A 26,143-nucleotide genomic window follows, 5' to 3' on the forward strand; every position below is an offset into this window, starting at 1 on the left:
CCTACTTCTTTTCTTTGACCGGACCGGAACCTACGAGTTTAATCCGGATGATCAGTAAACTACCAACAATAGCCGGGCCAATAAGGTTGATCAGCCAGATTCCCAGCGCTGCTGCAATGATACCCAACTGGTTGGTGCTGATCATTCCGAACAACTCCAGTGCCAGCTTTCCGCGAATCCCAATATCTGCCAGTGCAATAGTAGGAATAATCGCCATGATCAGAAACTGGAGGCTGATCAGCCAGGCAGCTACTCCAATTGCATCCGTCACGTTAAAACTTTGCAGTAGTAAGATATATTGAATAACAAATACCGCGTACCGCAACACTGACCACCCAAGCACTCTTAACAAAATTGTAACCGGTAAATGATCCACCACCTGCAAAACCGGAAGGATTTTACCCGCTCCCGGAATTTTTTCTGCAGCTCTTACCACCCAGCTGATGCGAAAATACAGCAGGATAGCCGCACCACTGATAAAACTCAGCAACCAACCCAGTGCCGGTACCCAAATTTCCTGTAGGTTCCAATGCGAAGGCAGGTCCACAGATTGATAATTGGCATACCAAATCCAGAGTGAGATGGTACCAACTACCAATGTTACCAATACCTGGCTGAAACTTCCGATCAGGGTCAGTGATACCGATGCCATTCTTTTACCCTCCGGCAGATATAGCACCCGCCCACCATATTCACCAATCCGGTTGGGTGTATTCACTGCAAATGCGAGTCCGGCTAGTGTTGCCTTAAACGCCTTTACCATGGATATACGATGCAGGGGCAATAAGAGTTCTCTCCATTTCAATGCTTCCAGTCCCCAGTTAGCCAACATCAGCACAACCACAGCAATCAGTTTCCAGGCATGTTCGGTTCTCAGGGTCTCCTGCATTTGTTGCCAGGTGGTTGTCAAATCGGGCTGGCTACTCAGTTGCCGATAGATCGACCAGCTCAACCAAATGAATATCAGGGGTCCCAACCAGTAGTTGAGAAAGATTTTGATATTTTTGCTGGATACCATCCGGGTTAAAAATAAGCGCTCGTTGAAAAAAACCTCACAAATAATTCTGGGTATTGATCCAGGCACCATTATTATGGGCTATGGATTGATAGCAGTGAACGGTCAAAAGCTCCAACTATTGCACATGAATGTGCTAAAATTGAACGCTAAAAAAGACCAGCATATCCGCCTGGAGCTGATTCATCGCCGGGTGGCCGAATTAATTCAGGAATACCAGCCGACCAGTTTTGCAATCGAAGCACCCTTCTTTGGAAAAAACGTACAAAGTATGCTCAAGCTGGGAAGAGCACAGGGTGTGGCAATTGCTGCCGCCATTCAAGCCGGACTCGAAGTATGTGAGTATTCTCCCAAAAAAGTGAAACAGTCCATCACCGGGAATGGCAATGCCGATAAACACCAGGTTTGGTCGATGTTACAGCGCATACTCACGATAGAAGAGAAACCCGAATTCCTGGATGCCTCGGATGCATTGGCAGTAGCGATCTGTCATCACTACCAGACATCTTCTCCCATTCCCGGAGCAGGTTCCAAATTAAAAGGCTGGGAAGATTTCCTTAAGAAAAACGAGCACCGGATCAGGAAACCGGTCTGAATACTTCAGGATTTTCCAAATATGCCAGGATTTTTTCCTGTGCGGTTTTTAATTCCTCCGGACTCACTTTCAGTTTTGGCCTGGTGAAATTCAGGTCGTCTGCAGATTGCAACGGTACCAAATGCAGGTGTGCATGTGGTACTTCCAGTCCGATTACAGCAGAACCTACCCGCTGACAGGGAAATGCCTGTTCAATAGCGCGCGCGATGGGTTTTGCAAAAACCAGGATTTCCGCCAGGTAGGCATCCGGCACATCATAGAATTTATCTACTTCCATTTTTGGCACGACCAGCACATGGCCGTGTGTCATGGGGAATACATCCAGAAAGGCGTAGAATTTGTCATTCTCAGCGATCTTATAAGAGGGAATTTCGCCGTTGATCAACTTGGTGAATATGGTCATCTTGAGGTGATTGTTTGCAAATCTGCCCCCAATGACATCGTAATTTTTATATCCCGGGTTTCCCAGGTATCAAAAAATGGCTGCCAGCGTCCCATGTTGTAGAACATGCCAAAAACTTCATTCTCAAGGTTCTCGGTCCAGAGTTCATCTCTTGACGGACATTCCACATGGGTCACTTTGCCAGATGCATTGATGGTGACCACAAAGGTATGATTCCAGTTGGGAATGGCATTCGCTTTATAATAGGCAGCACTGAAATAATCGATCAGGTTTTGAGTAGCGAACATGTACACCGGCTCGATCTTCACAGCATACCAGCGCTTAAGTTCGGCCAGTTCTGCTGAGCCAAAACCTGCGGGAATGTGATCCAGTTCGATCCGGAAGCGATCTTCATTTTGCACAAAAGCACCGCTAATTTTTTCACCCTTGTGATAAAAGATAAAATGCTCAAGGCTATCGGTGGGGGTTAAGCGAACCAGTACAGTATCCCCTTCATTAAAGAATACCCGGGGGCCTACCACTTTATCATTCTGAAACTGGCACTGCATCAGCGCATTGCCTTTTTTGTCAAAGAAAAGCCAGTCGCCCTGCTTGCGACCTTTTTTATCAATGGCATTCAGCTGCAAGCCATTCCATTTAATGGTCTTCTGTGCCTGAATGGCCAAGGGGAAAAATAACAGCATGAAAAGGAGTCGCCAAATCATGGCGCAAAACTATCAGGCCAGTGTTACCAGAATGTATCCCCAATGTTACCGCAAGGTTACCGAATTGTTACCAGCCATGCAGGAGGGTATGCAGGATGGTATGTTTGCCCTGTTTCAGGATAGTTGTTTTCAGGTTTCGCGAGGTTTCAGTTGTAGGTAATTGCAACTGTACTATAGTGTTAGCAGGCACCTCCAACACCAGCTCCAGCTGATTTCCTGTCTTTTTCCATGCTACACTAAGCTGCCCATTTTTGGCGCCCACGGCAGCTTTTGCCCATTCCAGCCTCCTGGTATCCGGTTGAACAACAAACCTTTCTTCCTTTCCTCCCTCCTCCTTTCCTCCATCTTCCATTCCCCCCTTCTCCATCCTCCTTATCCCTGCTATCCATTTAAAAAAGAACTCCGTTACCGTCCCAAACATCGGGTGATTATGCGAAAAAGTATTATCACTGTAAGCCCAATGTTCCCACAAACTGGTAGCGCCATTATCCATCATGTGCATCCAGCCGGGAAAACCTTCTTTTGTGATGATATCATAAGCGAGATCAGCTCTGCCATTTTCCCCTAACACTTCCAGCAGGTATTTCGTACCAAAAATTCCGGTACTGAGATGACCGGATTGCCTTGACGTAATATCCTTGACCAGGTAATCGAAAGCCGCTGTTTTCAATTGAGAAGGCACCAGTCCGAAATACAATGCATGCGCCTGAGTAGATTGGGTTCCAATCCCGACCTTACCGGAATCCTTACTAATATAGGTTTCCACAAACCGTTGTTTGATCTGTTCCGCCAATCCAACATAGTTCATCGCTTCCTCCTCTTTTCCCAGAATAAATGCCAGTCGCGCTAACAGGCTCACATTGTAATAATAAAAGGAAGTCGCGCTTACTGAAATATCTTTGGGTGCAACGGATTCATGGTCTCCAATCGTAGTATGAAACTGGTGATCGACTGCTTTACTGCGCAGGAACTGCACCCATTTTTTGGCGTTCGGATACTGATCCTGCAGCAGTTTTTTATTTCCATAATACCGGTACAACTGCCACAACAATTCAGGATGCGCAGTACCCCATTCAATAGGTCCGGATCCTTCGCCATATCCTTCATCTGCAATACCAACAAAGGGGGCTGTTTCGGTAAACGCTCCATTGGGCCGGGCGGCATCTGCAAAATCGTTAACTGTTTTAGCATAGAAAGCTGACATATCAAACAGGTGAATGAAAGACTCTGCCGTTGCTACAATATCACCTCCATATCCCAGTTTTTCTCTATGCGGACAATCAGACTGAACACCAATCAGATTACTCAAAAAAGTTCGCTTGCAAATCGCCATCAATTCATTGATACGGGGATTAGAGCAGGAGAAGCTGCCGGTTTCTTTCACATCCGCATGCAACACCAGCGCGCGAATAGCTGAAGTATCCGGCCTGCCCGGATAGCCCTGGATTTCTGCATATCGGAAACCATGATAAGTAAACTTCGGCCGAAACAGATCTTCTCCGCCTGAACAAATAAAAATATCTTCCTGGTAAGCAGTGTCAGGAGCGCCCGGGCCACCAATACCGGCAGCTTTTATCTGACCGGTTACACTGGTCATTTTATTCAGACTTCCATCCGGGTACAGGAGTTCACCATATTGGACCTTCAGTTTCGTTCCAGCCGGGAGGCGGGTTTTAAGTTGCAATACACCGGTTTGATTGGTGCCAAAATCCAGCAGCCATCCGGTTTTAGTTGAGTGTATGGCAACAGGAGCCAATGTATCGCCAATAACAACAGATGGACTACGATGCGCCTCCAGTTTGCCTGCTGTCGGATCAGCTTTGATAGCCTTTCGCCATTCACTAACGTTGTTGTTCACACGCAGATCAATCCATTCTCCCAGGTAAATACTATTTCTCCGGATGGAACTCTCGGCCACCTGCCAGGATTCATCTGTAGTGATAAACTGCCTGCTGCCATCTTTATAAATTAGTTCCAGCTGCGCAAGCAGCGCAGGTTCCCCAACAGGAAGCGTTTCCTGCAAATTAAAGCGACCGAACAGGCGAAGCGGCATTGGATTGTACCAGCCATTACCAACCACAACCTCCAATGAGTTGCTTTGTCGGTTAAGCTCTGACGTTAGATCATAACTGCTGTAAAATATCCGGTGCGCATAATCAGTTTGAGAAGGCTCCAGTACGCGGTTACCGATTTTTTTTCCATTCAGGCTAGCTTCATAATAGCCAAGTGCGCTGATATGCAGCATAGCAGAACGCAATCGCTTACGCAGCCGGAATTCCTTTTTAAAAACCGGCGCCGGATTTTCCTGGTAGGCTTTCTCATCAGCAAAAAAATGGGTTCTGGGATCACGTATCCATTTCCCCTTCCAATTAATGGTTGAAGATGACTGGGCTGTGCCAGCTCCGATAACAAAAAGATGAAACAAACAGACAAGAATCAATCGCATACCCGCAGTTTGTCTGAAATTAACAAGATCCGGGCAAAAAAAACGGTCACCTGAAAGATGACCGTTTTTAAAATTTGCTGTCAACCTTTTTTTAAAGCGATATCTGCTCTACTTTGAATTTCAGAATGCCTGCCGGAGCTTTCACCTCGGCAACCTCACCTACTGTTTTGCCAAGCAATCCCTGTCCGATTGGAGAGGTTACGGAAATCTTTCCTGCTTTCAGATCTGCTTCTTTTTCAGAAACAATCTGGTAGGTCATGGTTTTCTTCGTATTCAGGTTTGAAACGGTCACTTTTGTTAAGATGGATACTTTACTGGTATCAATGGAATCTGCTTCCAGAATCCTGGCAACAGCCAGATCGCTTTCTAGTTTTTTGATCTTGGCTTCCAGGATTCCCTGCGCCTCTTTGGCTGCATCGTATTCAGCATTCTCACGCAAATCTCCTTTTTCCCGCGCCTCGGCAATCGCTCTGGAGGCAGCAGGACGTTCCACCGCTTTCATATGGTGGAGCTCTTCCTTCATTTGTTCAAGGGTCTCTTTTGACACATAAATTACATCTGCCATAATTAACCTCCTTTGGTTAAAAAGTAAAAAAAAAGAACAACGCCTTCAGCGAATAGCGAAAGCGTTGCACTCAGATGTAGCAAATATAGGGAATTTAATTAACCAAACAGCTTTTGTACGATCACCTCAGCCATCTTCAGATAGGCTTCATGACTATATCCTGCAATATGCGGAGTAACCAGCACATTGGGTTGAGAGCAGAGCCAGGAAAGGCGCGCCTTCTCCTCTTCCGTATACGTGCTGAGCTGTTCATTTTCAAGCACATCGAGTCCGGCGGCAGCAATTTTCCCGGTTTCCAGGGCCCTGATAACGGCGCCAGTATCATGCACTTTTCCACGGCTGGTATTCAGGAAAACAGGCTGGTTTTCCAGCTTGTTAAAAAACGAATCGTTGGCCAGGTGCCGGGTTTCTTCAGTAAGGGGCACATGTAAACTGATCACCTGTGCATATCGGACGATCTGTTCCAGGCTGGCTTCCTTGATATAGTCTTTGGCAAATCCGAACCTGTATTTATCATAAGCCAGGACAGTTACCCCGAAAGGCTGCAGCAACCGGGAAAAAGCACCACCGGTGTGACCGAATCCGATAATCCCAACAGTTTTGCCACTCAACTCGGTTCCCCTGTTGGCATCCCTTAACCATTTTCCCTGGCGAACTTCTTCAGCGCTGGAATGCAGTTTGTTCAGAAGAGATAAGAGCATGCCCAGTTCGTGTTCGGCAACAGCATTTCGGTTGCCTTCCGGACTGCTTTCGCAGCGGATTCCTTTTTCCCTGGCATAGACCAGATCAATCAGTTCCAGCCCGCTTCCAAGGCGGCCGATCCATTTTAAACGATCCGCTTTTTGGAGCAGGTTGCGATCCACTTTAATTCGGGTGGTCACAATCATACCGATATAATCAGCAATGCCCGCAACTACCTGATCGTAGGTAATAGCCGGCTGATAATCAACTTCAAATCCGAGCGATTTCAACTTTTCCGGCAACCAGGGATGAACCCCCGCCGTGATTAATACCTTATCCATTTTTACCATTCATTTTAAAAGTCAGCGCTGCGAAATCAGCTACAGACAACTGTTCTGCCCGTTGCTGAAAGATCGCGTCCGTCAATACTTCAGGAGGAAACAGGGATTTAACAGCATTACGCAGGGTCTTACGGCGTTGATTAAACGCAGTTTTCACCAGCAGGAAAAAATCTCTCCGGCTGCGCATATCCGGCACCTCATTTCGTGGCACCAGCGCAATTACGCCACTCATCACTTTAGGAGGGGGCTTGAAACAGCCTGGAGGAACATCAAACAAGTACTGCACCTCATACCAGGCCTGCACCAGTACACTTATCACGCCATACACTTTTGAACCTGGAGGTGCTGCAACCCGCTGGGCTACTTCTTTCTGGAACATCCCGATCACCCGTTCTACCTGATTCTCCCACTCCAATACTTTAAACAGGATTTGAGTGGAAATGTTATAGGGAAAATTTCCAACCAGAGTAAACGGTTGTTCAAAGGGGCAATCGATATCCAGGAAACTCCGGTGGATTAGCTTGCCTTTTAAAGCCGGATAGGTGGCTTCCAGGAATTGCACTTTTTCGGCATCCAGCTCAACAGCGCGGAAATCAATCCCGGGCAGTTCCAGCAGGTATTTGGTGAGTGCTCCCCCACCCGGACCTACTTCCAGCAGGCGGTTAAAAGGCTGTTCCTGCAGGGCATCGACGATTTTACGACAGATGTTTTCATCACGAAGAAAGTGCTGGCCCAGTGATTTTTTAAGCGTGTACATAGAATAGAGCAAAAATACAGTATTGGGCGCGGCCGCTGAATACTGTATTTTTACTGCTTATTCAACGAGATAGAACATATGTCAACAGAATCTATACGTCCACTGATTGGGATTAGTTGCGGCGATCTGAATGGAATCGGACTCGAACTGATCATCAAAACAGTATCCAATAACAAACTGCTGGAACTTTGCACGCCCATCATCTTTGCATCCAACAAGGCGATCAATTTTTACCGGAAATCCATACCTGACAGCAATTTTAATTTTCAGCAGATCAAGGATTTCACCCGCATCAATCCCAAGCAGGTAAATGTATTCAATTGCTGGGAAGAAGAAGTAGCTATTACGCCTGGGCAGTTGACACCGGAAGGAGGCAAATATGCGATTCTTTCTCTGACTGCGGCCGTAGAAGCGTTGAAAGCAGGACAAATTCAGGGCCTGGTAACTGCACCAATACACAAGAAAAATACACAGGGAGATAGTTTTCCATTCACTGGCCATACACCTTATCTCAAAGAAGCATTTGCCGCAAAAGAAGTGGTGATGATGATGGTGGCCAGTAATATGCGGGTAGCCCTGCTAACGGAGCATGTGCCGGTTCAGGAGATAGGTCCTCATATAACAAAAGCAGCTATTGTATCCAAACTGAAACTGATAGAAGCCAGCCTGAAACAGGATTTTGGTATTGATCGTCCAAAAATTGCGGTACTGGGATTGAATCCGCATGCAGGTGATGAAGGATTGATTGGCGCAGAAGAAGAAAATATCATCAAACCGGCCATCAAGGAATACAAGCAGCAAAACAATGCGATAGTGCAGGGGCCATTTTCAGCAGATGCCTTTTTCGCCAGAGGTTATCATGAGCGATTTGATGCTGTACTGGCCATGTATCACGATCAGGGACTGATCCCTTTCAAATCACTCTCTCATGGAGAAGGGGTGAATTTCACTGCGGGCTTATCTGCTATACGCACTTCGCCTGATCATGGAACAGCCTTTGATATTGCAGGTAAGAATAAAGGCGATGAGAGTTCTTTCATCAGTGCTATTTTCACCTGTATTGACATCATACGTCAGCGTACAGCATATCGTGAAAACAGGGCGAACCCCATGAAAAAACTCACCAACCGCCTTCTTGCGAATGCGGTTGATGAGAAAATTGAAGAGTAAGCAATCGTTATCTGAGAATTATCTTATGGGTAATTACTTCCTGATTGTTAGACACCAGTCGCAGCAGGTACATACCGCGTGCAAACTTTCCTAAACCGGTAATCTGAATGGTATTGTTTCCTTTCTGAAGTTGTTGTGATTGCTGGTAAACCAGTCGGCCACGGTCGTCCATCAGCTGGCAATCCAGCCATTGTTTTTCCTTCGCGCTGATGATCACCTGCAGGTAAGATTGTGCCGGGTTAGGCATAACGGATACCTGTTCCACCACAGAAAGTTTAACGAGAACTACATCACTCAGCACAAATTTACCTGAGCGGTTAACTGCTTTGATACGGTATTGCACACCCGAACCGGTACCAGGTTTGGTATCAAAGAAACCGGTACTATTCTGGACGGTACCAACCACAACATAGGCACCATTTACATCCTTGCGCAAAATTTCAAAATAATCAACCGGTTCAGTGGTACTGATTTCCCAGTTCAGTTGAATACCATTGTTTTGCTGGAAGGCACTTACCTGAATAAATCGGGTAGAAAGGATATACAGGTATACTCTCCAGTCGCGTTCGGTAGATGCAGTTGAATGTCTCTGCACCATGGTATTGGAGCCCGGATTCGGATCACCGGTTAGTGAGCCCCCATTGCCCATATAGGCTGAGGTCCCTTTTGCGGATGAGTTATCCCGATCGAAGCGGTTATCCAAACCATCACCATCAGTATCATTTCCGGTTAAGGTAATAGTATCATCTGGCCGATTGTTCATGTTAAAATCGTTTGCTTCTATAATATCCGGATCACCATCTCCATCTGTATCCTCATCAAGGTAATCTGGGATACCATCTGCGTCTTCATCGTTAGGCACGATACCAACTCCTCCGAAACCAGTCATTCCATCATAGGCATTATCGATACCATCATTGTCTGAATCAAGTCCGGTTGGCATCTGATAGCTGATTGTTGCCAATCCTTCAATATTATCTGGCACACCATCATCGTCTGAATCTATGTCCAGGTAATCAAACGGACCTCTGCCATCTGAATTGGGATATACAAAATGACGGGGTGTACCTGCATCCAGCATTCCATTAAAATCTGTATCCGGATAACCGGCTTCCCGAAGATCCGTTATGCCATCTCCATCGCTGTCGAGGTCATAGGGATTCGGGCGCATGTCACGATCCATATTAAAAAACGGATAGCTGTCTGCACGACCGTCATTATTGGTATCCGCACCGGTACGCAGAATACGTGCTCCGTTATCAATACGACCATCGTTGTTAGCATCCGGGCCGCCTGCTTCTATTACATCATAGATGCCGTCATTGTCGCTATCCAGATCAAACATATTGGGGATACCATCGCCGTCGGTATCAGGAAGTCCAAGCCCAACTCCGGAACCTACAGCACCACTGTTGGAAGCATCCACATTTTGCGATAAACCGTCACCGTCGGGGTCAGTGAAGTTATCAATACGACCGTCTCCGTTTGCATCAACCCCACCGGCTTCTACAACGTCAGGAATGCCATCGTTATCACTGTCAAGGTCAAGTGAGTTGATTGTTCCGTCCAGATCGAAGTCGAATCTATCATCAATGTTATCATTATTAACATCTACAAATCCAGGGGTATCAGCATCTCGGTAGTTTTGAACACCATCCATATCTGCATCCAGATCCGGATCCAGACCATTGTTTTCAACAATATCAGGAATACCGTCATCGTCATCATCGATGTCACAAGCAACGGTTACTGTTCTGCTTACACAGACAGTGTTATTACAATCACCTTCAATCCGTACAAAGTAAGTAGTAGTGGCGGTAGGTGCAACTGTAATAGTTGGACCTGTACCAATTGGCGTCCCTGAACCACACCCACCTGCGTACCAAACATATCTTGCATTTGTTCCAAACGTGCCTCCAAGCGCAGTCAGTTGGGTAGGGCTACCAGGGCAAACTTGTGTCCGATTAATTCGAATTGCAAAAGGTGGTGCTGTACTTGGATTTTTAAGTGCCAGATAAAACCCGGGAGAAGTATATCGGCATTGTGCATTATTTATATTACCGCCAGATGCAACTAAAACCCTGTAAAAGCGCTGGTGTGAAGCATCAACAGCAGAAATGGAATATGTTGAATTGGTGGCACCGGAAATATTTGTCCAGCTAATACTATCGGTACTGGTTTGCCATTGGTACTGAATGGTGCCATCAATGATAGTTGGATCACTTAGTGTTGCAGAAAAGGTTGCTGGTCCCCCAATACAACCTGCACTTACCGCTGTTGTATTAATTACCGGTTCTGCATCACAAAGGCCAAACTCGATATCATCTAATGCAAGATCATTACCACAACCACCTTCACCCTGATTAATAATTTCGAGTATTATGGAACTATATCCATTAGGTAATACAAATCGAATCCCATGTCTTTCCCAGGAGGAACTAGTTATTTCAGGACTAGTAAGGTCAGTAAGCACAAGCCCGGTAACTGCATCACGGGCCCGGAACATTAGGCGAGGAGATTTAAATCCGCCAACGGCCGAACAGAATGTTCGTTGATTGGCGTTGCTGATATTGGCAACCCAAACATTGAGTGAATATTTAAGATTGGAGCAAAGGTTATCAATGGTTGTGCTATATATAACATTATGCTGAACGTCTGCATTAACTACCATCATTCTGCCGTTCAGGTTACCTGAATGATCTGGCATAGAATTCCAGTATGTTGAATTGCCTGTTGCAGGGTTACCGGTAACAATATATCTGTCCTCAGCTAAAGGGAATACTGTAGATCCGGTATATTCCGTAGAAACACCAGTTCTGAGGGTTGTATTGGTGTTGCCGGCACCAAAATCATCCGAATAAAGGACACGATTGATAGCCGGACATGGAGGCGCTTCACCGGCTACAGTTACAACAAATGGTGTAGGCACCGACTCCCCTGCATCATCCGGTTTTCCATTGAGGTTTAAATCAGGGTTCGAGCCATCGGTTGAAACATCTCTTAAATTTACACCAAACCCTGTTGCCGTGCTCCCAAATCCAGTTCCGGTTACAGTAGCAGAATTGTAATATATTCTACCCCGCTGAATATTTCTTATGCGAACATTCAAACGAATTGTAAAGTTGTTTTCATTAACCGGAAAATTTTTGAGCGTTTGGCCTGCTGCCAACAATTGTGTATTTGTGATACCATTATAGGAAGGATTCAAAGCCACACCAGCCGGATTGGAGATCAGGCTTGCTGAAGAGCTGACAACATTCGCTGCAAAATTGATATTTGACAGCGTATCAAATACCTGCAGGTTGGAAATGGGATAGTTCCCATAGTTTTTGACATGCAAATCATACACTACATCATATTCTCCGGCAGTTCCGGTAGGCGTTAAGGAAACCAGTCGCTTGGCGGAACCAATACCAGAAGTAATACTGGTATTGTCATAGGAGCTAAATGTAGAATTGGGAGTAACATTGAAACGGTCGCCGGTTAACATATTAATCCGGCTATGAATACAGGTATTGGGAGAAAAACGTACAAATGATGAAATAAACTGACCGCCTGCATATGCCAGACCAATCAAATCCTGGTTAGGTGCTGGAAGCCGAATGGTATCAATATAAGTTGCATTAATGGGCAATGAACCATAATCAGTGTAGTTCATGGTCATCAACTTATTGTCAAAAGCAAAATAAAACTGACCACCAGGGGTAATGGTGAAGTCGCCGCTTTTCTCATAAATATTCACACCACTGGGAAGCGTCACTGGCACTGCTGCCCCTACAACTCCTGTAGTAAAATCAATGCGCTGTAAAGTCAGGTTATGACGAACTGGATTTCCTGTTGCTATCATGTTCACCATCCAGGCATAACCATCTGAATCAAAGGATGCTGTGAGGTTGGCGTTGGTAAACACTCGCAGCGGTGCCAGGCTACCGGTCGGACAGGTACCTGGTGTCCATCTCCACACATAAGTATCATTTCCAACCCAGCGGAAATAATACAACATATTGTCTTTGGGGTTATAATCAACCAATGAACCATAAATGGAAAAACCTGGTCCGCCAAGGGAGGGGTTACAGTCAGATGGAAACTTATTCAACCTGTTCAAAGGTTCATTAAACTCAAAATGAGTCAGGCGATTGTTTCCTGAGTTACAGGAGGTTCTGCCAATACCCACAACTATTGAGCGGGTGGCAGGATTCTGCGACTGAATGTCAAGAAAGGCAAGTAAACTTGCCAGTAACAAATAACCTATTTTACGGATTCGGGTGGTCATAATCTAGGGTTGGACTCCTATAAAACGACCGACTGAGATTAATATTTTTTCTTACACAAAAAATAATGGAAAACCCTTAAAACACGGAGAACTACTTAAATAAGGCAGGCTTTAAACCGGTATTGATGGTGTAATTGGAATAAACCAGCGTAACCCTGCCTTTTCCATCTCCCTCTTTTTTGGATGTGGCGGCTTTTTTGCTCCCTTCGTATTCCATCGTTACCCCTTTTGGTAGCTTGAACGTATTGGTATTGAACACAAAAAGAATTTTGTCAGGCAATCCCCAACGCGCAAAACGACCATATTCCAGGATGGATTCATACGTGCCGTTTTCGCGCGTTGTAGTAGTAGTTTTCCATACCAGTGCGGTAGTTTCATCTACCAGCAAGGTGCTTAATACGATATCACTGTTATCGTTTACCGGCAAAAGTTTGATCGTCGCCAGTTTACGTCCATTCATCGAAGTATACCCTGCTGGTACTGCAGTAAACTCCTTCCCTGAAATAAGGGAGTTCAGGCTGATACTCATACCCCCCTTCGGCAGAATTGATATTCCATCTGGTTTTAAAATTTTAAATTGATCGGGTTGAAGGAAGTAAACTTTTACCCTGGAATCCGGCACATTCATAAATGAAACATTTACTGAAAGTATAGCTTCCCCTGTATAATCCTTTACAGATTCGAGTTTGGCCTTAATTGCTGCCAGCAATTTATCTGCATCCTGGGCCTGAAGGCTTGAGAAAAGCAGTAGGAAACAGGATATAAACAAGTATTTTTTCATATCAGGACAGAATATCTTTTTTACGGAATATCAGAATTGTGGCAACCAGGAAGGCAATGATATGGAACAATAAAATACCTGCGGATTGTAAAACGGGTTCCCATTGTACCGGAGCATCAAAAAAGCCCTTCCACCCAATCATGTGCGTGGTAAACAGAAACGGTTTGATCGCATTAAAAATGGGGATATCCATAGTGGTCAGGATAGTAAAAACAATAATGATACTCATTGTGGTAACAATCGGACCAATAGAATTTTCAGCAAAAACCGAAAGTAAAAATGAGAGCGCTGCAACGGTGGTCATTGCGATGGCTGCAAAACCAAAAGCTGCAAAATAGCGCCATAGCACATCTGCTTTTTCAAGTATCACTACCTCCTCGCTTTTCAGGATCATAAGGTCGCCGGTACCGAAGATTAAAATAGAAACGACTAACGACAACAAAGCCATCCAGCAAAGCAGGAGAATGGTATAAATGGTGGAGGAAAAAAATTTCGCCAGCAATAGTTTTGTTCGGCTTACCGGTTTCGTAATCAACAATCGAAGCGTTCCCATATTGGCTTCACCTGCAATCTGATCTCCCGCAACCAGCGCAATCAGCAGTGGTACGTGAATCAGGAGGGTCTGCAAAATGATAAAGCAAATCAGGTAACCATTGAGTACTTTGCCCTGAATGTCAAAACTCTGGGTCAGGCTTTGCATACCAAATGCCATATAATTGGTGCCATCTGCATAAAAAGCCAGCAGAATAAGCGCCACAATAGCGCCAATGGCAGCAAAGCTGATATACGTACGGGGTCGTTTGAAAATCTTAAACAATTCAATTCGTAAAAGCTGCCACATGCTGATTTCCGGAGGTTAAGGATAAAAAATAGGCTTCGAGCGAATTCACGGAGCGAATGGATTGAATTTCCACTCCCTGCTCAACAAGGTAACGGTTCAAAGCAGGTACCTGGTGGGAAGCAAGGGAAACGATCAATTCTTCCCTGGACAGTTCCACCTGTAAACCCCAGGGCTCCTTTTTTAATAATTCAATGGCTTTTTCAGGATTGGTCACACCCAGGTGAACTTTATTACTGGCTGGCTGAAAATAATCCGCCACAGATCCCTCCATCATTTTTTTCCCCTTGTCGAGAATGATCATTCGCGTAGCGATCTGTTCAATTTCAGTAAGTAAATGCGATGAAACCACTACCGTTTTCTGGAACTCACGGCTCAATCGAAGGATCAGGTTTCGCATATCTGCAATTCCCTGGGGATCCAGTCCGTTCGTGGGTTCATCCAGAATCACCAGGTCAGGATTATGTACCAATGCAACGGCAATGCCTAATCGCTGTTTCATACCCTGGCTATAAGTTGCAACTTTACTATTGGCTCTTTCTGCAAGTCCCACCATTTCAAGCTGATCCATTAACAGGCGATGACTGGGCCTAACCCCGCTCATCCTTGCAAATATGCGCAGGTTCTCTATTGCGGTTAGATATTTGTACAGATCAGGCCGCTCAATAACGGCACCAACCCGGTTTAGAATAGATTTGTGATTAGGCGTGAGCTCCTCTCCGAATAAGCGAATACTGCCAGAACTGGGCAGTATCAGGGAAAGCAGCATCCGCAGGGTTGTTGATTTTCCTGCTCCATTCTGCCCAAGGAAACCATACACATCTCCCTGATAAACGGAAAAAGAAAGATTTTCCACTGCTACCAGGGTATCAAATTTTTTAACCAGTTTGTTGACTTCAATCAAAGGTTGCATCCTGCCCAATTAGTTGCTAACTATAACAGCGGATGAATTCCATTGTTGAGCAGCGATGCCTTAAATACCGTTAATTTCCGGCATTCAGGTAAGATTGCAGGTTTTTGACATAAGTTTCGAAAGCACGGACCCCCTCAGGAGTTATCTTACAGATAGTCTGCGGATAATTGTCCCTGAATTGTTTTACCACATCAATATAGCCTGCCTCTTTTAGTTTACTGATCTGCACGCTCAGGTTACCGGCGGTTGCATTGGTTTTCTCTTTAATAAAGGTGAATTCTGCTTCCTTTACGCTAATCAGTAAAGAAACAATGGCCAGCCTCAGGGGGGTATGCAATATGGGATCCAGTTCTTTAAACATGAAAACGCATCTCCTTCCTCTTTAATTCACAGATTGATTTTTATAGCGCCGTTTTAACAGGTATCCCGGTAGGATCCAGGCAACCAGCATCGCAACGGCAATTAAGAGCAAATGTTCGGTAACCGGTATAAATGTAGATAAAACCGCCAGTCCCCAACATACTGCAGCCCCTGTTTGCAGTGGTCTGAATTTCAACACCACTCCAGAAACAAAGGTTGGAATACCATAGATAGTAAGATAAATCGGGTTGAGCACCGTATAAAATTTAGCACCTAATACCTGACCAAGGATAAAGCCAGTCAAAAACAGCCCTATACTGAACGCAATCCAGGTCGCCCCTATTACCTCATCGGTATAGGTAACGACCCTGCGCTGTTTTTTATTCCGGACCAGGTAAAACACCATATATATGACTGCTAGAATGGTAAGCAACCATATATAAGCGCTGGACTGAATATTCAAAAACCGCATACCGATGTACTGACCCAGGCTGCAAATAAAGACCACCCATCCCCATAGCAAATAGAGATGTCCGTCTTCACTGAATTGATTTTTTGCCTTATTAATCATGGATTCGATCAGCATCAGGCTTTCAGCACTGCTCATTGGCATTTCAGGTTGTACTCTTCTTTCCATTTTATTTGCATTGAGCTAAGAAATATTGCGCAGCTGCTTTCCCCCAGGTTGGATGGAGCTCGGAAGCAGGTTTGAACTGATCAAACATAGCGATCGCTTTTTCCAGTACCTGTGCTGCAGCAGCTTTACCACCCCCGAATTGTTCAGGTGTATAAAATTTGGATTGCCCTTCCAGGTATAGCGGACGCGGATTGGTGGGGTCCTGGGCTTTGGCCTTCTCCAGAAAAGCGGATGAACTTTGTCCATATTGCATCCAACGGGCTGCAGGATCCACGGTCAGATGAGCCGTTGCAATCATACTATAGATGACATTTATTTCACTATTGGCTCCACCGGCCAATTCTTCTGCCTTCTTGAGGAGAACTTCTGCCTTATCAGCGATAGGATCCACTTTTGATTTATCCTGCTCCAGTAAGGCAGTCATAACCTGGCAATAGGCCGCATAGTAATACGGAAGCCACTGGTTTTTTTCAGCCTCCGCAATACGTTCAAAAGTATTGGCAAGTGCAGGCATGTTTCCATTTTGAACTGCGGTTTCTATTTCAGCAATGCGCTGTTGCATGGTTTTCTGGTATTTCTCAGATTGCGCAAACAGAGAAAAAGAACCCAGCATGAAAAGCAATAAAAAAGCTGTTTGTTTCATAACAGTTGATATTTAAAGATTACTATTGATCACATCCTGCGAACGATCTACACCAAAACTGATAAAGCAGCCAATGAAAAAGAACTGGTTGGCAGCCGGACGAATCGGTCTTCTGGTTAAACCATCGTAGGAATAGTTATAATTGAAAATCTGGTTTTGGTTAAGGACGTTGTTCACCGATAACACCCAAACGGTAAAGGAATTTGCACCGGATCTTCCAATTGCCGGCAGATAATTTACACTCAGGCTCAGGTTATTAAAGGGAATCGTTTTACCCTGATCAGCAACTATGAATTTATTAGCACCCTGGTCAAAACGGATATTGTAGTAAGGTCTTCCCGTTGCAAAAGAATAGGACGCATTGAACTGGGTCTTCCACTTGGTGATGAATTTCTTTACGACCAGTGAGGCGGTATGATTAGCAGCAAAATTAGGCTGCAGACTTCCAGGGAAATTCAGGTAATCCCGTTTGGTATCCAGGTAAGAATAAGACACCCAATAATCTACTCCTTCAATCGTTTTTTTATCACGCCAGAAGAATTCAATTCCCTTCGCATATCCTTTACCGCTATTATTCGTGGACGGGAAAGTTTTAACAAGATCCTCGTATTTCTTATAAAACACTTCGGCGCGGAATGTATAGGAACTGTTGATCACCTGGTAATTCGCGATATAATGAGCCGCTTTGGTGAAACGAAGATCCGGGTTCAGCAATAGCTGATTGCGTTCCGGTTTTTGATAAAAAATGCCATAGGCAAGAGAAGCCTGTCCTTTTTCTCCCAGTTTGTAAGCCATGGAAAGTCGGGGTACCATATTAGCGCGACCCAGCAGGGAAGAATGCTCCACCCGGGTACCCAGCTTAGCGGCCAGGTTATTGGTAATGTACACATCCACTTCAGCAAAACCAGCTTTGAACTGGTCTTCTTGCAGGTTGTTACGGGCGATGGTATCCCTGAATTTCACATCGTCTTTAAAATAGAGCCACTCCCCGCCAAAGCGAAGTACCGATAAACCTGAACCAAGGCGTCGATCAAATACTGTTTTAACCTGCAAAAGGCTGCCACGTGCATCCACATCAAAAGACTTGGAAACATAAGGCTGCTCTCGGATTAACTGGTCTTTATTGTCCTGGTCCTGTAACCGATTTTCGATATCATCCTGGTTTAAACTATAGGAAGTACCAAGAAATAATTTCCATTTTTTTCCTAACCGTTCCTTCCAGGCAAGGTTCGTGTAAATGTTATAATTGGTTAGTCCGAATGAATTTTTAAGACTGCCGGAGTCAATATCGGGTGTTCGGATACCCAACTGATTGGCCTGTATAGTGCTATAAAATTTCAGCATGCCGGTTTTGGAAGTTTTGATCCTGAAATTGGCATCCCCTGCATGAAATGCCGGGATTCTAAAGTAATCAGGCCGTTGTTTTACCAATTGGAAATATGGATAAAGATTGGTGTAGCCGTAATTCGCACCCCAGCTGGCTGTTTTCTTTTTATTAAGGTGTTGATAGCCTCCGCTTAAACCAACGGATGATATACCTAAGGAAGCTGAACTCTGATCAGGCAGGTCGATGGTTTCAAGGATCAGTGCACCTGAAAGCGCCTGACCGTATAAAGCGGAATATCCTCCTGAACTAAACACCGTTCCCTTAAACAGAAAGGGAGAAAAACGGCCCCTGGTTGCCAGGTCCGGCAGCGCCGAATAAAAGAAATTATTGACCAGTGTGCCATCAATAAAAACCCTAGCTTCCTCACCACTGCCACCCCGAACAAACAGGCCTTCCCGCTCTCCTATCTGTTGCGTACCAGGCAGGGTGCGAAGAGCAGCTGTTACGTCTGCGTTAGCACTGGCAGTAGTAACCACATCAATTGAACTTAATACCGTAGTTCGTTTCGTATCACTGGCTTCAAAGCTTCCTGCAGTAACCACAACTGCTTTTAACTCATCTATGGCTTCTTTTATGGTTAATTTAAGTTCAACAGGGGTTCCATTCAGTTCCAGCCATTCTTCAACCGGTTTATACCCGATAGCCGTAACCTGGAGCAGTTGTCTTCCCTTTTCTGTGGTTTCAAACTGAAACCGGCCGGTGGAATCAGTGGTAGTTCCATCGTAACTATCTTTTATTGCCAAACTGGCGCCCGGTACCGGTTTGCCTTTTGGCGTGAGTAGTCTTCCCCTGACGGTTGTTTGTCCCAGGGCAGCCAGCTGGCTGATTAAAAGCAGAAGAAGCAGGATAAGGTGGTTCAATGCGCTAATTTTCATCAAATGTAAACTAGTTTACAATATAAACCAAACAAAAAAAATAGAGGCCCGACTAAGACTAGCCAGGCCTTGTTGATCGTACCCTTTAAAACTATACGCTCTTATTTCTGGAGCAGACTGATAACCAGGCTAAGCCAAATCACAGCCAATACTCCAATGGTGATCCATTTATTTACAACAGTCTGTGGGGAAGAAGGCAGGCGGTATTCTTCCGGCACAGAACCGTTTTTTGAGGTTCGGTTCAGGTCCATACGGTTCGGTTTAGTGGTTCCTACAATTTATTTCTCACGTTTGACGTCTCACTTCTCACATCTCACTTAATCTTCACCAGCCGGGCATGTATCGACTCAGCAGCGGTCCGGGCTTTTAGAATATACCAACCGGGCGCCAGATCATCAAGATCCATACTCAGTGTTACGGAAGCTCTTTTCTCAATCCTGGTTTTCAGCAACTGTCCATTTCCGTTATACAATTCCAGTAAGACTTCCTGTTGGTTCCATTGCTGCGGAATTGCAGCGACCACAGTACGTTGTACCGGATTGGGATAAAGACGCAGGCGCATGGTTTCAGCTGCTTCCAGGCTTACCTGTTGCGGAGAAGAATATTGGATGGTTCCATCTTTATTGATCAACCTTAACCTGTAATACAAAAACTTATTTTTATTCGGAAGGAATTTGTCGGTATAGGCATAACTGCACTTTAACCGGGGATCACCTTCCGTAAAATAGAGTGCCACTTCCTTAAACTCCTCACCATTTACGCTTCTTTCAATTGCGAAATGACTAAAGTTTTGTTCTACTGCTGCAGTCCATTTCAGAACGACCTGGTTCTTCTCCCATTTGGCCGAAAAATTTTCCAGTCCGATACGATCAGCAGCGCTTACTGCCAGCATTTTAAGTAACAGCATGCCTATCAGCATGAACTGTTTGTTCAGGGGGTACGACGTTTTCATTTTAATGCGTTGGGGTTAACAAATCGGAACCCACAGGCATTGGAACGATCAGGGATGTGTAATTCAGAGGAGTGGAGAGAAGAATGTAAAACCTTACTACAACTGTGAAGACCGGATGGTCAGCATAGTGAACTTTTTATCATCAGATTGTACTTCTATTTTGTAGGAGCCTGCTGCCAGATCTCCGATTTCAACCAACAATTGCTGGGGAGCTTTTTCTTCAATAATTTTTCTTCTTAATTCCCCTTTCTGGTTATAGATATTTATTACAACTTTCTTTTGCACCATTTCATCCGGAATAAACACCAACAGATCATTGGAAAGCTGTACCTTTTTTAAAGTTTTAACCTTGCTGGTATCCTGCACAACTACAACTGTTTCATCTCCTATCCACTCCGGTAACATGTCGATTTTTTTTACCAGGGAAGCAAAGTGAACAGCGTTTCCAGCCTGACTAACTGGAACAGATTCCGTCAGCAAAAGGTTATAAACGGAGCGACCTTTATAGGGACTACCTTTACTGTTTACACCCATTTTTATTCTAAAGCCACTTACATCCTGGTTAGCAAATACTACCGGTGTAGCATTTACTGACAATGTTTCATCTTCATTACTCCATTTATACTGAGCTCGGAAAGCATCTCCGCTCCTGGCTAACATAATATTTTTCGAATCCCGGTTTACCCATACCCGACCATTTTTACCGATAGCACATTCGGCGAACGCCTGTGCATCTTCTAGTCCTTTTAAACCGGAGAGAGAAGCAGCAAGTGCTGGAAAAATGTATTTACCCTCCGTATTAGTAGCAGGATCATGCGGTACAAACTCAAAACTGAAACTTACAGACGCTGCACCAATGGTTTGCTGATGTTCCACTACAGGTTCAAATGCCGCCAGCTGATTACTTTCCTCCTGATCAATTGATTGCAACTCAACTCCTTCCGACATAGCCTCTACCCGAACTACACAATCTGTCAGTGGCTGGCCATTGGAAGCTGAAATAACGCCAGTAAACTTATAAGCAGATCCTACCTGACCGGCTTGACCTTCGATCAAAACAGGATGATGAAAATACAAAGGAGTTGTTGCCTGGGGTGATTGGGCCTGAGAGGTACCAACCAATAAAAACAGGCTGCTGTATAGAATTGTCAATGCGGGTAACATCGACGGGTACGTTCTTTTCATGATCAACTATGGGTGGATTATCAAAATGCCCATAGGTACTGGATAACAGCCATTCAGCAGGATTGGATCATGTCAGACGCAGAACAAAGATTGCATCCCTTTTTGACATATGCAAGGGCTTGGGAAAATTATTTCGACGAATGGAACAATAAGAGGAATTGAGACGTCAGATGTGAGACGTGAGATGTGAGATGTGAGATGTGAGACCTGCAAAGCAAAAGGGGATGTATCAGTCGATACACCCCCTTTTGGAAATATTAATTAAGAAGTGTGAAGTATGAAATAACGGGCATTCCCGTCTCACATCTCACATCTGACGTCTCACTTCTTATTTCATCTGCGCTGCAATTCCCTTCGCCAGTTCCACCATCTTGTTCAGGCCATCCTCAGGCAATCCGCCCTTCTTGAATTCAGCCAGTACATTCGGCAGTTTGGCTTCCATCTCATGGAGGAACTGCTCTTCAAACTCTTTTACTTTATTTACAGGCACATCCCGCAGCAGACCTTGTGTACCAAGATAAATAATCGCTACCTGCTTCTCAACTGAGAATGGAGCAAACTGGGGCTGCTTCAGGATCTCCACGTTACGGGCACCTTTATCCAGTACCAGTTTGGTAGCCGGGTCCAGATCACCACCGAATTTGGAGAACGCTTCCATCTCACGATACAGTGCCTGGTCCAGTTTCAGGGTACCAGCAACTTTTTTCATGGATTTAATCTGCGCATTACCACCCACACGGCTAACCGAAATACCTACGTTGATCGCCGGACGAATACCAGCGTTGAACAGGTTACCTTCCAGGAAGATCTGACCGTCGGTAATTGAAATTACGTTCGTAGGAATATAGGCAGATACGTCACCCGCCTGTGTTTCAATGATTGGCAGAGCAGTCAGGGAACCACCACCTTTTACCAGGTGTTTGATGCTTTCAGGCAGATCATTCATATTACGGGCAACCTCATCTTTTCCGATGATTTTTGCTGCACGCTCCAGCAAGCGGCTGTGCAGATAGAATACGTCACCAGGATATGCTTCACGACCAGGAGGACGACGAAGCAGCAGGGACACCTCACGATAAGCTACCGCCTGCTTGGACAGATCATCATAAATGATCAGGGCAGGACGACCGGTATCACGGAAGAATTCTCCGATAGCTGCGCCAGCAAAAGGAGCATAGAACTGCTGAGGAGCAGGGTCAGATGCAGAAGCTGCTACGATGGTAGTGTACTGCATCGCACCATTTTCTTCGAGGGTCTTCATCACGCCTGCAATGGTAGAAGCTTTCTGACCAATCGCAACGTATATACAATAAACGGGTTTGCCCGCATCGAAAAATTCTTTTTGATTGATGATGGTGTCAATCGCGATAGCAGTTTTACCTGTCTGACGGTCACCAATGATCAATTCCCGCTGACCACGACCAATCGGAATCATCGCGTCAATTGCTTTGATACCGGTCTGAAGCGGTTCTTTTACCGGCTCACGGAAAATTACACCCGGCGCTTTACGCTCCAGTGGCATTTCATAGAGGTCTCCGGTAACCGGACCTTTACCGTCGATCGGCTGGCCCAGGGTATTGATAACACGACCCACCAATCCATCACCTACTTTAATGGAAGCGATCTGGCCGGTTCTTTTTACTTTATCACCTTCTTTGATTTCGGATGACTCACCCATCAATACTACACCCACATTATCTTCTTCCAGGTTCAGGGCGATTGCTTTCACTCCGTTGGCAAATTCAACCAGCTCACCTGCGCGCACGTTGCTCAGTCCGTATACACGGGCGATACCATCACCCACCTGCAAAACGGTACCCACTTCTTCCAGGTCGGCAGAAGCGTTGAAGTTGCTCAGCTGCTGGCGCAGTATCGCTGATATTTCATCTGGTTTAATGTCTACCATATAACTTTATTTAGACGTTTGTTTTGTTATCTGATTTTCTGAATATACATGTTCTCAACGAACTGCTTTTTGATTGCCTGCAAATCATTCCGGATGCTGGCATCATACAGCTTATCACCGATTTGAGCTAGAAAGCCACCAAGTATGGATTCATCCAGCTTTTCTTTAACCTCAAAAGTATTGGCACTGTATTCCGGCATCTTTTTAAAATTGTCAACGATGCTTGCTTTCACCTCATCGGAAACAGCAACCGCCGTAGTCAGTTCCAGAATTTCAATTCCTTTCATCTTACGATATGCTGCATTGAATGCGTCCAGAATTTCAGGAAGTACAATTTCGCGGCCTTTTTCGAACAATAAGCTGAAGAACATACTGGTAAGCTGACTTACTTTTCCTTCAAATATTGCTGAGAAAATAGCCTGTTTTTTATCCTGACGAATAATCGGACTTTTCAGGACAAGATCCAACTCACCAGTTGTAGCAACCTTCAGCAGATCTACATCCTTCTTAACAGTTTCCACCTGGTTGGTTTCAACTGCAATGTCCATCAGGGCTTTTGCGTATCTTCTGGCAACACGTGTATTGCGCATAATTTATTTTTTCAAATTGTATTCCTTGATTCCTAAACTCAGTGGAATGCTGACTTAATTACGTGATGCAGTTCCCAGCTCATTAGCGAGACTGCGGATATAATTTTCCTGCTCAGTTTTGGAAGCCAGTTCACGGCGAATAACCTTCTCCGTTACTTCGATTACCATATTACCGATTACATTCTTGACATCCGTAAGCGCTGCATTCTTCTGCTGCTCTATGGTAGCCTGGGCATCTGCCATTATTTTAGATGCTTCCACCTTGGCCTGCTCTTTCGCTTCGTTTACGATTTTATCTTTCAGTTCCTTCGCTTCTTTCAGCAACTGTGAACGTTCTTCACGGGCTTTGGCCATCAGCACTTCATTTTCGTTCTTCATCTGGGCCATTTCCAGCTTCACTTTTTCAGCGGTCGCAATGGAATCAGCGATATTTTTTTCTCTTTCAGAAAGAGAGGAAATGATGGGCTTCCAGGCAAATTTCTTCAGAATGAAGAAAACAATCAGGAAAGCTACCAGGGTCCAAACGAAATAACCTAAAGCAGGCAGTAATAATTCCATTTTATTAAATTAAAAGGTCAATTTATTTTCTTTTTTTACATCTCACGTCTCACATCTCACGTCTCACATCTCACGTCTCACTTTAAAATTGGCTGGTCCTCGGCCCTTTGCTCCGGACCAGCTAATTTTTTTGCGTGGATTATCCGGTGGTCAATACCGCCAGCAGACCCGCGATTACAGCGAAAAGGGCAACACCCTCGATAAACGCTGCAGTCAGGATCATGTTTCCACGAATGTCGTTGGCAGCTTCAGGCTGGCGAGCGATTGACTCAACCGCACCTTTACCGATCTGACCGATACCGATTCCAGCACCGATCGCAGCCAGTCCGGCGCCGATAGCACCACCCAACTGAGCCTGACCTACTTCCAACAGGATGTTCATGATAGACATACAATTTGTGTTTTGTGTTTTATAAAAAAAAGTTCAAATCAGTTTAGTGTGCTTTTGCCGCTTCATGTCCATGAGCTTCCTCGTGGTGATGTTCACCTTCCATTGCCTGACCAATAAAAACGGCAGTTAGGTTGGTGAAGATAAATGCCTGGATAAAGGCAACCAGTAATTCAATCACATAAATAAATACAGAAAACGCGATGGATACGGGAGAGAAGCCCCATCCAGCCACTGTACTCATTTGTCCAAATATGAAGATCAGGGATACAAAACTCAGGATTACAATGTGACCAGCCGTCATGTTGGCAAAAAGACGTATGATCAAGGCAGCGGGTTTGATAAATACACCCAACAGTTCCACTGGTATAAGGATTAGCTTCACCAGGAAGGGTACACCCGGAGGCCAGAAGATATGTCCCCAGAAATGACCATTGGTGCTGAACATAATTACGATGAAGGAAACCAAACCAAGCAGCATGGTGAAAGCAATATTACCGGTTACGTTAGCAGCACCGGGCAATAAGCCAAACAGGTTATTGATAAGAATGAAGAAGAATACAGTCAGCAGGTAGGGCAGGTACTTCTGGTATTTATGTCCCAGGTTGGGTTTTGCCACCTCATCTCTTACAAAGGTAATCACTGGCTCTACCGCATTCTGCAATCCACTGGGTGCTTTGTTCGCACCATTGGCAGCATATTTTTTTGCGATGCTGGTCATAATAAGCACCAGTGTAATTACTGCCAGTAACATCTGAACCACGTTTTTGGTCATGGAAAAATCGTAGACCTTAACGGATGCATCCACATTTCCGCTGGCATCAACCGGCACGATATGATCATGATCCAGTTTATACCCCTCATGTATGGTTTCACCGTGGTGAAATTTGGAGGAAGAAAATATGCTGAGTCCGCGTTGCGGAGAATATACAACAATAGGAAGCGGCAGGGTTACATGTGTTTCTCCAATTGTGAAAAAATGCCATTCGTGTGAGTCAGCAATGTGATGCAGGATGGCTTTACCGGCGTCAAATTTTTCAGCTTTCCCGTTGCCACCGCCCTCATTGGCCAGAACAGCGGTTCCGAAACATACCAAAAATGCGCTGAAAGTCGCTACCAGTAAAGATTTGACGCTTTTCCTTGCCATGCCGTTTCAAAATTTTGCGCAAAGATAGGGAGG

General features: G+C 45.0%; 25 protein-coding genes. 2 read left to right on the forward strand and 23 right to left on the reverse strand.

All coding sequences use genetic code 11. The annotated features are described in order from the left end of the window. Window position 1 precedes the first annotated feature (1 nt). Window positions 2-1,018, reverse strand: a complete 1,017-nt coding sequence (locus L0U88_RS16360) for a lysylphosphatidylglycerol synthase transmembrane domain-containing protein (protein WP_234867216.1) — start codon at window positions 1,016-1,018, stop codon at window positions 2-4. 22 nt (window positions 1,019-1,040) lie between these two features. Here L0U88_RS16360 and ruvC point away from each other — a divergent pair, with 22 nt between their 5' ends. Next, the gene (gene ruvC / locus L0U88_RS16365; RefSeq protein ID WP_234867218.1) at window positions 1,041-1,610 is read left to right on the forward strand and encodes a crossover junction endodeoxyribonuclease RuvC; all 570 of its coding nucleotides are present in this window, start codon (window positions 1,041-1,043) and stop codon (window positions 1,608-1,610) included. On the opposite strand, the gene L0U88_RS16370 is transcribed toward ruvC, so the two are convergent. The 6 genes from L0U88_RS16370 to rsmA form a co-directional block, all read right to left on the reverse strand. Continuing rightward, window positions 1,594-2,013 carry an HIT family protein gene (locus tag L0U88_RS16370; protein WP_234867220.1) on the reverse strand — a complete coding sequence of 140 codons (420 nt, stop codon included), beginning with the start codon at window positions 2,011-2,013 and terminating at the stop codon, window positions 1,594-1,596. The two genes, ruvC and L0U88_RS16370, sit on opposite strands and share 17 nt — an antisense overlap. Then, window positions 2,010-2,717 carry a toxin-antitoxin system YwqK family antitoxin gene (locus L0U88_RS16375; protein ID WP_234867222.1) on the reverse strand — a complete coding sequence of 236 codons (708 nt, stop codon included), beginning with the start codon at window positions 2,715-2,717 and terminating at the stop codon, window positions 2,010-2,012. The genes L0U88_RS16370 and L0U88_RS16375 overlap by 4 nt, the downstream gene beginning before the upstream one ends. Window positions 2,718-2,784: 67 nt before the next feature. Continuing rightward, window positions 2,785-5,163: an alpha-L-rhamnosidase gene (locus L0U88_RS16380; protein ID WP_234867224.1), complete on the reverse strand. Its 2,379-nt coding sequence runs from the start codon at window positions 5,161-5,163 to the stop codon at window positions 2,785-2,787. Window positions 5,164-5,254: 91 nt separating this feature from the next. Beyond that, window positions 5,255-5,728, reverse strand: a complete 474-nt coding sequence (greA, locus tag L0U88_RS16385) for a transcription elongation factor GreA (protein ID WP_234867225.1) — start codon at window positions 5,726-5,728, stop codon at window positions 5,255-5,257. Window positions 5,729-5,826: 98 nt separating this feature from the next. Beyond that, on the reverse strand, window positions 5,827-6,750 hold the full coding sequence (locus tag L0U88_RS16390; protein ID WP_234867227.1) for an NAD(P)-dependent oxidoreductase: 924 nt from the start codon (window positions 6,748-6,750) through the stop codon (window positions 5,827-5,829). After that, a complete protein-coding gene (rsmA, locus tag L0U88_RS16395; protein WP_234867229.1) occupies window positions 6,743-7,507 on the reverse strand; it encodes a 16S rRNA (adenine(1518)-N(6)/adenine(1519)-N(6))-dimethyltransferase RsmA in 765 nt (254 codons plus the stop codon). Before rsmA ends, L0U88_RS16390 begins: the two co-directional genes overlap by 8 nt. A 78-nt stretch (window positions 7,508-7,585) precedes the next feature. On the opposite strand from rsmA, the gene pdxA reads away from it, so the two are divergent. After that, window positions 7,586-8,677: a 4-hydroxythreonine-4-phosphate dehydrogenase PdxA gene (gene pdxA / locus L0U88_RS16400; protein WP_234867231.1), complete on the forward strand. Its 1,092-nt coding sequence runs from the start codon at window positions 7,586-7,588 to the stop codon at window positions 8,675-8,677. Window positions 8,678-8,684: 7 nt separating this feature from the next. On the opposite strand, the gene L0U88_RS16405 is transcribed toward pdxA, so the two are convergent. From L0U88_RS16405 to atpB, 16 genes are all read right to left on the reverse strand, one after another. After that, window positions 8,685-12,950 carry a DUF8696 domain-containing protein gene (locus tag L0U88_RS16405; protein WP_234867232.1) on the reverse strand — a complete coding sequence of 1,422 codons (4,266 nt, stop codon included), beginning with the start codon at window positions 12,948-12,950 and terminating at the stop codon, window positions 8,685-8,687. Window positions 12,951-13,041: 91 nt separating this feature from the next. Next, window positions 13,042-13,731 carry a LolA family protein gene (locus L0U88_RS16410; protein WP_234867234.1) on the reverse strand — a complete coding sequence of 230 codons (690 nt, stop codon included), beginning with the start codon at window positions 13,729-13,731 and terminating at the stop codon, window positions 13,042-13,044. A gap of 1 nt (window position 13,732) precedes the next feature. Next, complete coding sequence (locus tag L0U88_RS16415) at window positions 13,733-14,572, reverse strand: ABC transporter permease (RefSeq protein ID WP_234867236.1); 840 nt, start codon at window positions 14,570-14,572, stop codon at window positions 13,733-13,735. Next, window positions 14,550-15,482 (reverse strand): ABC transporter ATP-binding protein, encoded by a 933-nt coding sequence (locus tag L0U88_RS16420; protein ID WP_234867238.1) that lies wholly within the window; start codon window positions 15,480-15,482, stop codon window positions 14,550-14,552. Before L0U88_RS16420 ends, L0U88_RS16415 begins: the two co-directional genes overlap by 23 nt. 70 nt (window positions 15,483-15,552) lie before the next feature. Continuing rightward, window positions 15,553-15,843: a winged helix-turn-helix domain-containing protein gene (locus tag L0U88_RS16425; protein ID WP_234867239.1), complete on the reverse strand. Its 291-nt coding sequence runs from the start codon at window positions 15,841-15,843 to the stop codon at window positions 15,553-15,555. A gap of 21 nt (window positions 15,844-15,864) precedes the next feature. Continuing rightward, window positions 15,865-16,479 (reverse strand): hypothetical protein, encoded by a 615-nt coding sequence (locus L0U88_RS16430; protein WP_234867241.1) that lies wholly within the window; start codon window positions 16,477-16,479, stop codon window positions 15,865-15,867. A gap of 1 nt (window position 16,480) precedes the next feature. Beyond that, a complete protein-coding gene (locus L0U88_RS16435; protein WP_234867243.1) occupies window positions 16,481-17,122 on the reverse strand; it encodes a hypothetical protein in 642 nt (213 codons plus the stop codon). Window positions 17,123-17,134: 12 nt separating this feature from the next. After that, window positions 17,135-19,384: a TonB-dependent receptor gene (locus tag L0U88_RS16440; protein WP_234867245.1), complete on the reverse strand. Its 2,250-nt coding sequence runs from the start codon at window positions 19,382-19,384 to the stop codon at window positions 17,135-17,137. A gap of 101 nt (window positions 19,385-19,485) precedes the next feature. After that, window positions 19,486-19,635: a hypothetical protein gene (locus L0U88_RS16445; protein ID WP_234867247.1), complete on the reverse strand. Its 150-nt coding sequence runs from the start codon at window positions 19,633-19,635 to the stop codon at window positions 19,486-19,488. Between the two features lie 62 nt (window positions 19,636-19,697). Continuing rightward, a complete protein-coding gene (locus L0U88_RS16450) occupies window positions 19,698-20,336 on the reverse strand; it encodes a T9SS type A sorting domain-containing protein (protein WP_234867249.1) in 639 nt (212 codons plus the stop codon). A 96-nt stretch (window positions 20,337-20,432) separates the two neighbouring features. Next, window positions 20,433-21,521 carry a hypothetical protein gene (locus L0U88_RS16455; RefSeq protein ID WP_234867250.1) on the reverse strand — a complete coding sequence of 363 codons (1,089 nt, stop codon included), beginning with the start codon at window positions 21,519-21,521 and terminating at the stop codon, window positions 20,433-20,435. 328 nt (window positions 21,522-21,849) lie between these two features. Further along, a complete protein-coding gene (gene atpA, locus L0U88_RS16460; protein WP_234867252.1) occupies window positions 21,850-23,427 on the reverse strand; it encodes a F0F1 ATP synthase subunit alpha in 1,578 nt (525 codons plus the stop codon). Between the two features lie 26 nt (window positions 23,428-23,453). Further along, a complete protein-coding gene (gene atpH, locus L0U88_RS16465; protein ID WP_234867254.1) occupies window positions 23,454-24,017 on the reverse strand; it encodes an ATP synthase F1 subunit delta in 564 nt (187 codons plus the stop codon). A gap of 54 nt (window positions 24,018-24,071) precedes the next feature. Continuing rightward, window positions 24,072-24,575 (reverse strand): F0F1 ATP synthase subunit B, encoded by a 504-nt coding sequence (atpF, locus tag L0U88_RS16470; RefSeq protein ID WP_234867255.1) that lies wholly within the window; start codon window positions 24,573-24,575, stop codon window positions 24,072-24,074. A gap of 139 nt (window positions 24,576-24,714) precedes the next feature. Next, the gene (gene atpE / locus L0U88_RS16475; RefSeq protein WP_039139733.1) at window positions 24,715-24,966 is read right to left on the reverse strand and encodes an ATP synthase F0 subunit C; all 252 of its coding nucleotides are present in this window, start codon (window positions 24,964-24,966) and stop codon (window positions 24,715-24,717) included. Between the two features lie 43 nt (window positions 24,967-25,009). Next, the gene (atpB, locus tag L0U88_RS16480) at window positions 25,010-26,110 is read right to left on the reverse strand and encodes a F0F1 ATP synthase subunit A (protein WP_234867257.1); all 1,101 of its coding nucleotides are present in this window, start codon (window positions 26,108-26,110) and stop codon (window positions 25,010-25,012) included. Window positions 26,111-26,143: the final 33 nt, after the last annotated feature.

Origin of the sequence: Flavihumibacter fluminis (assembly GCF_021491375.1) — a bacterium.
Classification (GTDB): Bacteria; Bacteroidota; Bacteroidia; order Chitinophagales; family Chitinophagaceae; genus Flavihumibacter; species Flavihumibacter fluminis.

Bases quoted from the DNA above. Each gene is read 5' to 3' on its own strand.
- L0U88_RS16425 (WP_234867239.1), bottom strand. From the start codon at position 15,843: ATGTTTAAAGAACTGGATCCCATATTGCATACCCCCCTGAGGCTGGCC.
- L0U88_RS16415 (WP_234867236.1), bottom strand. From the start codon at position 14,572: ATGTGGCAGCTTTTACGAATTGAATTGTTTAAGATTTTCAAACGACCC.
- L0U88_RS16370 (WP_234867220.1), bottom strand. From the start codon at position 2,013: ATGACCATATTCACCAAGTTGATCAACGGCGAAATTCCCTCTTATAAG.
- L0U88_RS16445 (WP_234867247.1), bottom strand. From the start codon at position 19,635: ATGGACCTGAACCGAACCTCAAAAAACGGTTCTGTGCCGGAAGAATAC.
- L0U88_RS16410 (WP_234867234.1), bottom strand. From the start codon at position 13,731: ATGAAAAAATACTTGTTTATATCCTGTTTCCTACTGCTTTTCTCAAGC.
- L0U88_RS16380 (WP_234867224.1), bottom strand. From the start codon at position 5,163: ATGCGATTGATTCTTGTCTGTTTGTTTCATCTTTTTGTTATCGGAGCT.
- rsmA (WP_234867229.1), bottom strand. From the start codon at position 7,507: ATGTACACGCTTAAAAAATCACTGGGCCAGCACTTTCTTCGTGATGAA.
- L0U88_RS16420 (WP_234867238.1), bottom strand. From the start codon at position 15,482: ATGCAACCTTTGATTGAAGTCAACAAACTGGTTAAAAAATTTGATACC.
- L0U88_RS16390 (WP_234867227.1), bottom strand. From the start codon at position 6,750: ATGGATAAGGTATTAATCACGGCGGGGGTTCATCCCTGGTTGCCGGAA.
- atpA (WP_234867252.1), bottom strand. From the start codon at position 23,427: ATGGTAGACATTAAACCAGATGAAATATCAGCGATACTGCGCCAGCAG.
- L0U88_RS16450 (WP_234867249.1), bottom strand. From the start codon at position 20,336: ATGAAAACGTCGTACCCCCTGAACAAACAGTTCATGCTGATAGGCATG.
- atpE (WP_039139733.1), bottom strand. From the start codon at position 24,966: ATGTCTATCATGAACATCCTGTTGGAAGTAGGTCAGGCTCAGTTGGGT.
- L0U88_RS16405 (WP_234867232.1), bottom strand. From the start codon at position 12,950: ATGACCACCCGAATCCGTAAAATAGGTTATTTGTTACTGGCAAGTTTA.
- L0U88_RS16360 (WP_234867216.1), bottom strand. From the start codon at position 1,018: ATGGTATCCAGCAAAAATATCAAAATCTTTCTCAACTACTGGTTGGGA.
- L0U88_RS16435 (WP_234867243.1), bottom strand. From the start codon at position 17,122: ATGAAACAAACAGCTTTTTTATTGCTTTTCATGCTGGGTTCTTTTTCT.
- greA (WP_234867225.1), bottom strand. From the start codon at position 5,728: ATGGCAGATGTAATTTATGTGTCAAAAGAGACCCTTGAACAAATGAAG.
- atpF (WP_234867255.1), bottom strand. From the start codon at position 24,575: ATGGAATTATTACTGCCTGCTTTAGGTTATTTCGTTTGGACCCTGGTA.
- L0U88_RS16375 (WP_234867222.1), bottom strand. From the start codon at position 2,717: ATGATTTGGCGACTCCTTTTCATGCTGTTATTTTTCCCCTTGGCCATT.
- atpH (WP_234867254.1), bottom strand. From the start codon at position 24,017: ATGCGCAATACACGTGTTGCCAGAAGATACGCAAAAGCCCTGATGGAC.
- pdxA (WP_234867231.1), top strand. From the start codon at position 7,586: ATGTCAACAGAATCTATACGTCCACTGATTGGGATTAGTTGCGGCGAT.
- L0U88_RS16430 (WP_234867241.1), bottom strand. From the start codon at position 16,479: ATGGAAAGAAGAGTACAACCTGAAATGCCAATGAGCAGTGCTGAAAGC.
- atpB (WP_234867257.1), bottom strand. From the start codon at position 26,110: ATGGCAAGGAAAAGCGTCAAATCTTTACTGGTAGCGACTTTCAGCGCA.
- L0U88_RS16455 (WP_234867250.1), bottom strand. From the start codon at position 21,521: ATGAAAAGAACGTACCCGTCGATGTTACCCGCATTGACAATTCTATAC.
- L0U88_RS16440 (WP_234867245.1), bottom strand. From the start codon at position 19,384: ATGAAAATTAGCGCATTGAACCACCTTATCCTGCTTCTTCTGCTTTTA.